Origin of the sequence: Shewanella sp. 10N.286.52.E4, assembly GCF_041468785.1 — a bacterium.
In the GTDB taxonomy this organism is placed as follows: domain Bacteria; phylum Pseudomonadota; class Gammaproteobacteria; order Enterobacterales; family Shewanellaceae; genus Shewanella; species Shewanella electrodiphila.
The window spans coordinates 66419-79064 of the sequence record NZ_JBFRJJ010000013.1; the positions used below are offsets into that span (position 1 = coordinate 66419).

9 protein-coding genes are annotated in these 12646 nt (G+C 40.3%); 6 read left to right on the forward strand and 3 right to left on the reverse strand.

Features of this window, described 5'->3' with window-relative positions:
- Positions 1 to 37 precede the first annotated feature (37 nt).
- The 6 genes from AB4153_RS07105 to AB4153_RS07130 are packed head-to-tail and all read left to right on the forward strand — an operon-like array spanning position 38 to position 9667.
- On the forward strand, positions 38 to 1546 hold the full coding sequence (locus AB4153_RS07105) for an N-6 DNA methylase (protein WP_371996845.1): 1509 nt from the start codon (positions 38 to 40) through the stop codon (positions 1544 to 1546).
- Positions 1543 to 3171: a restriction endonuclease subunit S gene (locus AB4153_RS07110; protein WP_371996846.1), complete on the forward strand. Its 1629-nt coding sequence runs from the start codon at positions 1543 to 1545 to the stop codon at positions 3169 to 3171. Before AB4153_RS07105 ends, AB4153_RS07110 begins: the two co-directional genes overlap by 4 nt.
- Positions 3168 to 4763, forward strand: a complete 1596-nt coding sequence (locus tag AB4153_RS07115) for an AAA family ATPase (protein ID WP_371996848.1) — start codon at positions 3168 to 3170, stop codon at positions 4761 to 4763. Before AB4153_RS07110 ends, AB4153_RS07115 begins: the two co-directional genes overlap by 4 nt.
- A gap of 2 nt (positions 4764 to 4765) precedes the next feature.
- The gene (locus AB4153_RS07120; protein ID WP_371996849.1) at positions 4766 to 5647 is read left to right on the forward strand and encodes a hypothetical protein; all 882 of its coding nucleotides are present in this window, start codon (positions 4766 to 4768) and stop codon (positions 5645 to 5647) included.
- Between the two features lie 8 nt (positions 5648 to 5655).
- Complete coding sequence (locus AB4153_RS07125; RefSeq protein ID WP_371996850.1) at positions 5656 to 8394, forward strand: AAA family ATPase; 2739 nt, start codon at positions 5656 to 5658, stop codon at positions 8392 to 8394.
- Positions 8381 to 9667, forward strand: a complete 1287-nt coding sequence (locus tag AB4153_RS07130) for an McrC family protein (RefSeq protein WP_371996852.1) — start codon at positions 8381 to 8383, stop codon at positions 9665 to 9667. The genes AB4153_RS07125 and AB4153_RS07130 overlap by 14 nt, the downstream gene beginning before the upstream one ends.
- Positions 9668 to 9773: 106 nt before the next feature.
- Here the strand turns inward: AB4153_RS07130 and AB4153_RS07135 are convergent, their stop codons facing one another.
- The 3 genes from AB4153_RS07135 to AB4153_RS07145 form a co-directional block, all read right to left on the reverse strand.
- The gene (locus tag AB4153_RS07135; protein ID WP_371996853.1) at positions 9774 to 10244 is read right to left on the reverse strand and encodes a hypothetical protein; all 471 of its coding nucleotides are present in this window, start codon (positions 10242 to 10244) and stop codon (positions 9774 to 9776) included.
- A 178-nt stretch (positions 10245 to 10422) separates the two neighbouring features.
- The gene (locus tag AB4153_RS07140) at positions 10423 to 11910 is read right to left on the reverse strand and encodes a protein PacB (protein ID WP_371996854.1); all 1488 of its coding nucleotides are present in this window, start codon (positions 11908 to 11910) and stop codon (positions 10423 to 10425) included.
- Positions 11907 to 12599 carry a hypothetical protein gene (locus tag AB4153_RS07145; RefSeq protein ID WP_371996855.1) on the reverse strand — a complete coding sequence of 231 codons (693 nt, stop codon included), beginning with the start codon at positions 12597 to 12599 and terminating at the stop codon, positions 11907 to 11909. Before AB4153_RS07145 ends, AB4153_RS07140 begins: the two co-directional genes overlap by 4 nt.
- Positions 12600 to 12646: the final 47 nt, after the last annotated feature.

Below are 12646 nucleotides of genomic sequence, written 5' to 3' on the forward strand. Positions count from 1 at the left end.
AATTCATTTTAAACAATGAGCAAAATTAGGTAATAACATGAGCACTCAAGATCTGGTCGCCAAACTATGGAACCTGTGTAACCTACTTCGTGATGACGGCGTCACCTACCATGAATACATAAATGAACTGACCTATCTGGTCTTTCTTAAAATGGTAGAAGAAACTGGCCGAGAAGAGCATATTCCCGTTGGTTACCGTTGGGCTGATTTAGAAAAGTACGATTCGGCCACACGCCTTGAAGAATATAAAAAATTGCTCATTCATCTAGGTACGCACGGTTCACAAATCACCAATGCCATTTATGCTAATGCCAGCACCGTTATCCGTAAACCTGCCACTTTAAGCAAGCTCGTCAGCGAGATAGATAAACTTGACTGGTACAGCGCTAAAACCGAAGGTTTGGGCGATATGTATGAGGGTTTACTAGAAATCAACGCTGGCGAGAAGAAGTCTGGTGCAGGCCAGTATTTCACGCCGCGTGTGCTCATCAATGCCATGGTCGAATTAATGAAGCCAAACCTTGATGACGTGATTGTTGACCCTACTGCAGGTACCGGTGGCTTCTTAATTAGTGCGCATCATTACATAAAAGAACATCACGACGTACAAGCGTTAGAGCCTGACGCCTACGACAAGTATCAACATAAAACCTTTTTCGGCATGGAGTTAGTGCCAGACACTCGTCGCCTAGCGATGATGAACTTGATGCTGCACGACTTAGCGGTTGATGATGAAAACTCCGGTATTTTATTTGGCGATACCTTATCTAACGAAGGTAAAGCGCTGCCACCAGCTAGCCTGATTTTAGCGAACCCGCCGTTTGGTACTAAGCAAGGTGGTGGTATCCCCACACGTGATGACTTAATCACTTACACCAGCAACAAGCAGCTAGCGTTTTTGCACTTAATGTATTTACGTATGTTAAAGCCTGGTGGCCGTGCCGCAGTCGTCTTGCCTGACAACGTGTTGTTTGAAGGCTCTACCGGCCAAACTATTCGCCGGGACTTAATGGAAAAGTGTAACCTGCACACCATTTTGCGCCTGCCAACCGGTATCTTTTATGCCGCTGGCGTAAAAACCAACGTGCTGTTTTTCTCCAAACCGACAGACCCAAAACAAGACAAAGGCCAAACCAAAAATGTCTGGGTGTATGACTTACGCTCCAATATGCCGCAATTTGGTAAACGCACCGTTTTAACCAAAACGCACTTTGACGAGTTTTATCAAGCAGTGGGTAGTGACTTAACCACAGTGGATGAAGCGGCACGCCAGGCCTTTATTAAAAACCATAAGCATGGCAGTGAAATTGGTAACGTTGATACCTGCCGCTTGCGCTGTTTTAGCCGCGAAGAAATCGCCAAAAAAGATGACTCGCTTGATTTAGCCTGGATCCGAGACGACAGCACCGAGGATAGTGCTAACCTGCCTGAGCCAGATGTATTGATTAATCAAGCCTTAGAAGAGATGGCTGGTGCCATGCATGAATTACAAGCCATTTTGGTTGAGCTTGGTTCTGCTGATGAATCAGATGAGGTGATGCTGTGAGTGAGTTACCTAAAGGCTGGTGCGTCCTACCATTAAATATTGCTGCAACTTTGATTCGTGGCGTAAGCTACAAGAAAAATGAGTCTTCAAGTGAATTTAGTGAAGGTTCTTTGCCCATACTTAGAGCAAACAATATCCAAGATGGAAAGCTATATTTTGACGATTTAGTTTATATACCTGCTGATAAAATTAAAGCTGAGCAAAAGATTAAGGCTAAGGATATTGTAATCGCAATGTCTAGTGGTAGTAAGAAGTTAGTAGGTAAAAGTGGTGTTGCGACTGTAGATTTCGATGGTGGTTTTGGGACGTTTTGCGGCTTATTAAGACCTAATAAACATCTTGATTCGCGGTATATCGGTCACTTTACTCGTTCAAAGTATTACGCTGACTTAGTTTCAAGTTTGTCAAAAGGCGTAAATATAAATAACCTAAAGCCAGCTCATTTTTCTGAAATTATGGTGCCACTTGCACCATTAAACGAACAAATTCGCATTGCTGACAAACTCGATTCGATTCTAGCCAAAGTTGATCAAGCCCAAGCACGCCTTGAAAAAATCCCCCATATCCTAAAACGCTTCCGCCAATCCGTGCTTGCAGCCGCTACGTCGGGTGAGTTGACTAGGGAGTGGCGGGAAGAAAATGGTCTTAGTTATGAATGGCAATCAATAAAAGTATCTACTTTAGTTTCAAAAATTGAAGCAGGGAAGAATATAAAATGTGATGAAAGACCTCCACATGATAATGAATTCGGGATCATAAAAATCAGTGCTGTCACATGGGGTTTTTACGATGAAGCACAAAGTAAGACGTTAAAGGATGATAAATTATTTATAGAAAATCGTAGAGTAGGAGTTGGTGATTTCCTGATATCTCGCGCCAATACACTTGAATTACTTGGAATGCCAGTAATAGTGAAAAAGGTGACAAAAAATTTAATGCTTAGTGACAAAGTCTTAAGATTAGTTATGCCGGAGCAAGAAAAGGCTTGGTTAGATATTTTTCTAAGATCCCCTAAAGGAAGGTTGGAGATTCAATCAAGAGCTACGGGGAATCAGGAGTCAATGAGGAATATAGGTCAAAAAGCATTATTTGACATTGATGTATTGTTACCAACATCAATAGAAAAGACAGAAATTGTTAAAATAGTAGGATTACTTACCTCACATGTAGAAATGCTTGAAAAGCAATATTTCATTATTAAAAGTAGGCTCGATAAGCTAGCACAATCCATTTTGGCCAAAGCTTTCCGAGGAGAATTGGTTGAACAAGACTCTAATGATGAGCCAGCCAGTCTGCTTCTTGAACGTATAAAACTGGAGCAACTTGAAAAGCCAAAACCTGCGAAGAGAACTAGAAACACTAAAGATAAGGCAGCTCAAAAAGTTGAAGAAGCCTCATCAACAGAAGCTTCAGAAGAGTCAATCCAGTTACAAAGTGAAGTGTTATCTATGCTGCAAAAAGCGAATGTTGAGTTAAGTGCGCAACAGTTAATGGATAAGTTAACTGAGCAGTCATTTGATGCCGTCGATGTTCTTTTCACCGAGCTAAAACGTTTGCTTGATGCGGCTGTTATAACCAAAGCAGGTAGTGGTGAAAACTGTACTTTTAAGGTTATAAAAAAATGAAGCTAGATTACCTAACCATTCGCTCTGGCTTCAAAAACATCAGTAACCTAACAGTTGATTTTGATGAAAGCCAGCTTTTGACAGTGCTGGTGGGACGTAATGGTTCGGGAAAATCAAATATTATTGAAGCTTTAGTTAAAATATTCCGCTCGTTAGATTTAGGTGAAGCCGCGCCTTTTAGTTATGAGTTAGTGTACTCGCTAGGTGCGGAAAACCGCATTTGGATAAAAGTTGATGCCGACCCAGCATATGGCAACACACCAATATCACAGCATCAAATAGAAGTGACTGAAAAGCATGACTTACATGCCATGCCTACTTGGAGCAAAGTATCTCTGGCCAAAGTGCAACGTGATGATTTAGGCAAATCGCAGTATTTACCGAAACATCTTTTTGCTTATTACTCTGGACCAAGCGACCGGCTTGAGGGCTTATTTGTCAAGCATAGAACTAATTTTTATAACCAGTTGCTTAAAGATGAAGTAAAAATTGAAGATGAAGTTCGGCCTCTTTTCTATGCGAAACCCTACCACAGCCAGTTTGTTTTGTTGGCGTTTTTTCTAAGTGGACAAAGTGATGAAGGACGTAAGTTTTTAGAGTCTCAACTGGGTATCAAGCGATTCCATTCAGCACATTTTGTTTTTAGAAAACCTGCATGGGCTCAAGCAAAAAACAAAACTGATATATTTTGGGGCGCCCGCGGAGTAGTTAGGCAATTTCTAGAACGGTTATTACCGTACACTTATGGCGCAGTGAAGGCTACACGTAAAGAAACAACGTCGTTAACAGGCTCTGGCGTTGATAATGATTTTGTGCACTTATATTTACCTGATTTAGCTGCGTTAAATGCCGCAGCTAACGGACTTGGTCCTAAAAACTTTTTCAAAATGCTCGAGAGCACCCTTCTTTCTGAATTAATTGCCAGCGTTCATGTGAAGGTAATGCTTAATAACGATGAAATCGTAAGTTTCAGTGAACTAAGCGAAGGTGAACAGCAGCTGTTAACTGTATTTGGATTGTTGCAATTTACGGCTGAGTCAGACTCATTGTTTTTACTTGATGAACCTGATACCCATTTAAACCCTGCATGGGCGGCAAAATATCATGCTTTTTTAAATCGCTTTATACCAAATCAAAAACACTGCCACATTGTTATGGTGACTCATCACCCATTAGCAATAGCAGAGCTAGACCGGGGTCAAATTCAAGTACTTCGCCGTGAATCAAATGGTCTTTCTTATGCTGAAAAACCTGCAGAAAGCCCTATTGGTATGGGGGTCAACGGCATATTAACAAGCGACATGTTTGGCATGGCAACAACACTTGATCAACATACCAGCAAGGTTATTGAAGATCGGCGCAAAATTTTAGAGAAAAGTGAATTAAGTGAAGACGATAAAGTAAAGCTGCGTAAGTTGAATAGCTTTCTTGAAAGATTAGGCTATGGATACACGCACCCTGATGAAGACTATAGACAGTTTTTGATTGAGCGGCACAATGCCTTAGAACAAATGGAAGAAAAAGGCTTAGACAATACTGCTTATCGATTAGAGATGATTCAGATGATACTCAAAAATAAAGGATTATTATAAGAGTGCGATATATTGATCTTCAGCAAGTAGAAGCTTGTAAGCCTGTTAATTGGGATGCAGATTCCAGAACTTGGTTAGCAGCGATTAAAGGAGCAAAAGATAAAAGTGCAAAATTTAAAAGCTTAGGTAGTGTGTGGAGTACTTTTAAGCCAAATTTTGTTCTGCAGTTTGGTGACAAATGCTGGTATTCCGAAGTGCCACGAATAGGAACTGATTTCAATGTTGATCATTTTCGCCCTAAAGGTGCGGTCAAAACCGGTAAAGGCATTTACGCTACAAAACTGTTAACAGGCGGTAAGCGTCAAAATCATCCTGGATATTGGTGGCTAGCTTTTGAAGCCCAGAATTATCGTTATTCATGCCAGTATGCTAATCAGCCAAGAGATAAAGGCGGCAAGCACGATTATTTCCCCTTAATAGACGAGTCTACAAGAGTCTGGCGGCCGTGTAGTTTCAAGGCTCACGCCAAAGAACAAGTATACTTATTAGACCCATGTGTTGTAGCGGATATCGAATTACTTTCTTTTGATAAATCCCCTGGCCTTGTACATTCTAGGTTTGATAAAGCAACAGACCCAGATAAATATGGAAGGGTTCAAAATAGCGCTAAATGCTACAACTTAAATCATAAGACAGTCACTGGACCACGATTAGAAGTCATTACAAATGTAAAGAGAGACCTTGATTTACTAGAGATGATTTCTAAGTTACCGCCAGATAGTCAGGAAATTATGCAAGCTCAGTTAGTTGCCACAGAAGAAAGATTAATCAAAGCATGTGATAGAACGTCACCATTCTCCGCTGCAGCAGTTGCTTTTGTAAAACCTAAAATTGGCGAAGCATGGATTGCAAATATTTTACCTCGTTTGGATTTAAAGCCTTAAGGAATAATATGGCTAGATATTGTGGTAATGAAAACTCTTCTCCGTTAATAAAAGTTGCACATGAATTTCAGGCTCAATGTTTAATTGCTGGTAGTTCATTACTGACGAGCAAACTAATTTGGAACCTTAAAACCATCGAAGAGCTGATAAAGTACTTTGTTGACAATTTGGATGAAGGTGAAGGTGACTTTTTCTCTAAATTGGAAACCCAGCTTACCCCTGCTTCTGCCGAAGCCAAGATAGTATTAGCTGAAATGCTTTGGTTCATGTCTTTATGCCCTAGCAGTGTTGGGCCTTCTTCTAAACGAGATACCGTAGAACGTGTATTTGCCTTTTCTGGCAAAAACCTAGCTGGTACTGTTCCTGTGGATGTTCAAAAAGAATACCTTTCTGATGAGGTGCTAACCGGAATAGGTAAAACGGGGGCGGCATATAACACTGGCCGTTGGCGTGAGTTAGTCTATTTTATTCGCTTATTAACTGAATTGTTTAAATTAAGTGCCAGTGAGCGCTCAACCTTACTTGCCAATCGCGAGGCATTTTCAACGTGGTTAGAGCTTATCCCTGAAAACAGTCAACGACAGTTTCGCCACATGCTCTTGTATCTGTTTTATCCTGATTCGCAAGAGCGCATTTTTGGTGGTGGTCATCGCCAGTCACTGCTCACTAAATTTGCCAACATCAGCGCTTCACAATTTAAGAAAATGCCTGCTCATGATGTTGATAATCAATTATTAGATATTCGCAGAAAATTTGAGCAAGAGTATGGCACTCAAACACTTGATTACTATGTTGAGCCGCTTAAATCTCGTTGGGATAGAGAGAATGTTTCAACCATTATTGCTGAGCAAAATGCTGAATATGAGAGTAAGGATAAAACTATGGCGTCCAACAAGAATAACACTAGTTTAAATCAAATCCTTTATGGCCCGCCTGGTACAGGGAAAACCTACAATACAATTAATCGTGCATTACAAATCGTAGCTCCAGAGTTCTACCGTTCGAATAAAGATAACAGAGTTGAGCTCAAGACACATTTCGATGATCTAGTAGCTAGGAACCGTATTGGTTTTGTCACCTTCCACCAGAGCTTTAGTTATGAAGATTTCGTCGAAGGGCTTAGAGCCAATAGTGATGAAGCAGGTCAGGTTAGTTATGATCTTGAGGATGGTATTTTTAAACGAATGTGTGCCGCTGCAAATGCTAAACCTATAATGGCGCGATCTCAGCATCGAGTTGATGTTTCTGGACGCAAGGTTTGGAAGATGTCGCTAGGCGATACTCTCGGTGATGAAGCATATATTTATCAACAATGTATTGAAAATAATTATGTGCTGTTGGGTTACGGTTATAACGTTGACTTTAGTACTTCAAAAGATAGGAAAGGCGTGATTGATGCCTATAAATTCAACGGTATTGAGATAGAAAATGAGAGTAACGACTACAGAGTAACATCGGTTCAAAACTTTAAAAATGTAATGTCTATCGGCGACTTAATCGTTATTTCTGATGGTAATCGAAAATTTAGAGCGATTGCCGAAGTGACTGGTGATTATCAATATGATCCTACGGCCATTGAGGATGATAGTTACTCGCAGATGCGCAAGGTTATTTGGCACCGCGTATACGAACCTTCTTTACCTGTAGATGAGTTGTTTAATAAAAATTTATCGCAGATGACGCTCTATCGATTGCGTGAGCCTGTATTGGATGTAGTAAAGCTTCAGGTAATACTCGCTGGTGAAACCACTCAAAATGGTACCGTGCCAAGTGTTACTTCTGGCTCTCAAATTTCTTCATATGTAGTCGAGTCCATATCTGATGAAATTATCAGCCTGAGAAAGCCAAATGGCACTTTATTGCATTTGCCGAGGATTATTATCGATGAATTGGTTTCTTTGGTGAAACTCAATCGAATATCAGTAGATGATATTCGTTCAAAGAGAGTATTTGAGCGTATTGTAGATTCGGACATGGAGAAGTACATTATCAATGGTTATCCCAATGTATTGGCCCCATTGGTTGAAACTATTCATCATTATGGTTTAGATACAAAAGCAACAACCCCTTCAGATAAGCGGGTCTTGATTATCGATGAAATTAATCGTGGCAATATTTCAAACATTTTCGGTGAGTTGATTACGCTGATTGAACCAAGCAAGCGTGCTGGTGGTACTGAGTCGCTGACAGTCAAATTACCTTACTCCAAAGAACCGTTTTCAGTCCCTTCAAATCTTCATATTATCGGCACAATGAACACCGCTGATAAATCATTGGCCCAAGTGGATATTGCGCTGCGTCGTCGTTTTGAGTTTGTCGAGATGATGCCTAAGCATGAATTGCTTGATGGGGTTTTGGTAGAAGGGGTAAATATTGCTAAGTTGCTTGAAACCATTAATCAGCGTATTGAGTTGCTTTATGATCGTGAGCATACCATTGGACATAGCTTCTTTTTACCATTAAAAGGTGATCCATCCATTGAGCGTTTGGCACGTATTTTTGAGCTAGAAATATTACCTTTACTAGAAGAATACTTTTTTGAAGACTGGGAACGTGTAGGGCAGGTGTTGGGTGATCATCTTAAATCTGATACCAGCTTGAAGTTCATTGAAGAGAAGTTTACTGATGCTGCAGTATTGGCATTGATGGGTAATGACTGGGCACAAGATGGCATAAGGCCCTATCAACGTAATAAAGATGCATTGCATAACCCTGAAGCATATAAAGGCATCTATGGCGCGCAATAGGGTTAACGATGTCACCGTGAGGGAGTTTGCATTATTAACTAATGAGGGTGATGACAGTAGTATTGATTGTCACTCAATACCCAAGCCTGCGTTTGAGTGGTTGCTTGCCAATGGAGTGAGTAGTGGTGAAAAGCAGCGGGAGCTAGTTAAGGTTAAACGCTACGGGAAATCAATCGCATTGCAGGTGGTGAATTTTGTTGGTGTGCTTGAGACGCCATGTAGAACCCGTATTGAGATTTTACCTAAGACCTCTACTGAAGCATGTGAACCTGAAGTTGCCCGTAAAACCCTGCTAAAGATGTTAGCAAAGGTTGAGAATTTAAAGTTGGAGGAGTTTCAGCAATCTCAGCTACAGCTATTGAAACAACCACTCTATGAATTGCTTATCACTCATTTTTTAAACGCTGTCTCTAAGCTAATTAAACGGGGAGTAAGACGCGAGTATCAGCGTATTGAGCGTGAATCATCCTATCTAAAGGGTCAGTTGCAAGTTTCTAAGCAAATCAGACAGCGTCCAGGTCGTCAGCATTACTTTCATATTTCACACGATATTTACCATGCTAATCGGGCTGAAAATCGTCTTCTACATTCATCATTAAAACAAGTGCTCAAGTGGTCTAAGTCTACTGCGAATCAGCGATTAGCGAGTGAGTTGCTTTTTGTGTTTCATGATATTGATCTATCATCGAATTATTCTCATGATTTTAGGTTATGGAAAGATGATAGAGGTCTTGCTCATTATCGTCCTTTAAAACCTTGGTGTGAGCTGATACTGAGTTACCAGTCGCCCGTTGCAATGTTAGGTAAACATAATGGTCTTTCTTTTCTCTTCCCTATGGAACAGCTGTTCGAGAAATACGTAGCTAAACAACTATCTAGTCAACTACCACCAGCATTAAAGCTAAAAGAACAGATTGCTAGTCACTGTTTGACTAATCATAACGGAAACGACTGGTTCAGGTTAAAACCTGACATCGTTGTTTATGATAAATCACAAGTTGTCACAGTAATGGATACCAAGTGGAAGTTGCTTGACGCTTCACTTAATACGACAAAGCATAAGTATAATTTGAGTCAATCAGATATGTACCAGCTGTTTGCTTATGGTGAAAAGTACCTACAAGGGCAAGGTGAGTTGTATCTGATTTATCCGAAGCATAAGGGGTTCACAGTGCCTTTAGCTAGTTTTGCGTTTTTCGATGATTTGAAGCTGCATGTAGTACCTTATGATTTAGAGGCTGATACTTGTTCTATCAACTTCTTAGTTTCTTAGGTAGCTAAATTACATGATTTTTTCGTGGTTATCATGTGTCACCTCAATAGCACTATAGTGGTAATAAAATCCTTGGTTGGGAGACTAAGGTGTTACTGATAAACCTTTATTCTTTGATGTTATTTTGCATGCGATTATAGCGCTCGCACAGCTGTGAATTACTTTCACCTAGTGAAAATGAAATTAATTTTTCTTTGATAATTTCAGGAGTAGATCGGCTATCTCCGAACAGGAAGAATACTATATCGTACAAAATAGATGCAGCTTGTGGATATTTTGCTGTGAGCTCATCGCAAATTTCATATAGCTTGTTGTTTTTCTCTTCAATTAAATTTTGATCCGTTTGGTAAAGTTCTTCAGAGCCTTCTGACGGTGAAAGTGATAACAACGTTTTCTTTATAATCTGAGGAGATAATATGACGAAATCTCCGTTTATATAGGTAATTATGTTGTATAGAAGTGATGCAGCTTTGGGGTGTTCAGCCCTTAGTTCAGTAGCAATCACGTATAGTTCACAGCTACCTTTCTCAAGTATTTCAGGATCCATGTAGCAAAGATCTTCAGTGTTAAATTTCATGTTATTTCCTCTTGTTAAATAAGTAGGTTGATTTATTGGAATTGAATGAGCAAATGGTCATGTCAATAAATGTGACCTGATCACCGGGTTTATCAAAATGCTCTTAACTTTGCTTATACATTTGGTTCTTGATACGCGCGCGCGGTGTTTCGCCGTGTTCACATTGTTAAACTCACGATCATATCCACTGGTTAAGGGCTTCCTCTCGCTCAGATTCAGCCTCTGTTACTGTTGAGGTTACAGGCTCCGGATTAGCTAAAAACATAAAGCAATAGGTGTCAGATCTATCAGGGGATTTGATGTTGTGCTTTTCTCGCATTTCCTTCTTAGCACATACAACCCACTGCCCTAGCTCATTGAGATGAACAGGTAGACGTGACAATTGGCTTTTGGTTAATTCCGAACCATCTATTTGCATTCGACCTGTTTTTATCGCATCGCGCATCATTATGTGGCTATAGGCGCGTTGATTGATGAAACGGCTTTTCTCTTCATTGTTAAATACTGGCTTTCCCCAGCGAACTTCTTGCACGTTTAAACCGAGTTCTAAGGCTATTTTGACTGTTGAAAAGCCTACGCCATCACCATCAATTAAAATGCTGATATTTTGGCTCTCATAGGGCTCTACGTGCTTTTTTATCTCGTAGGCAAAGTCTATTGGATCTATGTCGGCTCGCATTTCGGTTATGCTATGCGAGACCACCAGCCGAGTATTTGCTGATTCGATGGATACTTTGCAGATATTGATTACTGATTTGTCTCTACCATTTCCGACATCACAGGCAGCAACCCAGCCCCATTGACCATCAATTAGCGTTGGTGAGCTTCTTGCTGCACGTTCACAGTCGGTTCTGCTAAGTAGGTAACCGTTCATATTATCTGGAAACTGACCCAATACTTTGATTTGGTATTCTGGTGAGTCTTCGCCGCCATATGAAATTAGTTTCTCCCCGATAAACTGTGGCGTTACCAGTGGTGATTCTTCAGAGTTCAAGGTAATAGCTGTCCAAATTCCATTTGGATTATTTGATGTTTTAGCTAAACGATGGTGAGTGTCGTAAAAGAATCCTGCTGTACGAGTTGGCTGGCTTAACAAGCACATGTTGTTATTGGCTTCAGTTAACGCAGAGCTTAATACGTTGAGCGCTTTGTCAGATAAACCACTTGCCTCATCAACGACTACGAGATACGTATGACAATGCTCACCAGCTAACGCTTCTTCATTGCCTTGGCGAGCCGATTTAGCAATACAGCTCCATATTCCCTTATAACCAATGGCGTAAAACTCTCGTTCATTTAGTTCAAAATAGTGTTCTATCCATGGTAGGTTGCGGCATACAGCTTTGAAGTTGATTTTTAGGTACTTCCAGATGACATTTCGAACTTGGGCTGCGTTATTGGCTACCACTACAACTCTGCTTTCTGGGTTCAATATCATAAAGGCTAATATCATAATGCTGGTCATATCGCTTTTACCCGTTCCATGGCCACTAGAAACAGATACTCTTGACCCCTGCAGTTGAATCGCTGAGATAATTTGTCTTTGTTGCCAAGTTGGACTTTTTCCGGCTAAGACTGAAGCAAACCCAATCCAGTTGTGCTGGAATATTGCTAAAAGCTCAATATAGCGCGGGTCTGATAAAATTGATTTTAGTTGTTTCTTCAATTTTCAATCTCTCTATCTGATCCGTTAAACAGCTGCTCGTTGATTTTCTGTTTTTCAATTGATACCGATAACGCTCTCTGTTTAAGCTGCATTTTTTCAGTGTTAATTGTGTTTTTGTAGTCTTCTAACTTTTCAAATATTTGCTCTCGACTCAGTTCCTCATGCTCATGTTCAGTTTTTTGGTTGGATAGTTCTTGGTTAAGAAGTTGTTGAACGTATTTAGGAAGCTCTCCTAGCTGGTGGATTTCAAATTGATATGCTAATTCAATGGAAGAGCAATTCCCTTTATGAAGCTTGTTCAACCAACGATTACGGGTTTTGTTAACTTGAATCGATTCAGCCTTAGCAAATGAAGAGTCGAGCACTTTGTGAATTTGTGGGACTAACTTAGCAGTTCTATCGGCACATGAAAGCACCACGCTAAGGGCAACAGAATCTTCACCTTCATTAACCAACCTAGTAATTACCTCTTCTCCAAGGATGGTAATATTTGATAGTTGTCCTTTTAAGACTCCTAGCTCAAAACCAAGATCATTATCTAACATTGAGTTAAATAGCTCAGTAGGGACTTTTTTTGAATAACCCCCGTGGATTAAAGCTGTGCTGTTGTTCTTTTGGAATTTTGAACGTTTGGTCGATGGATCAATTGCATAGTCTTGGCCTTTTATTGCTGATTTTTTCTTTGACATTGTCCACCTCCTGATACTGTTTTATGTAGTCGATTTACTTATCTGGG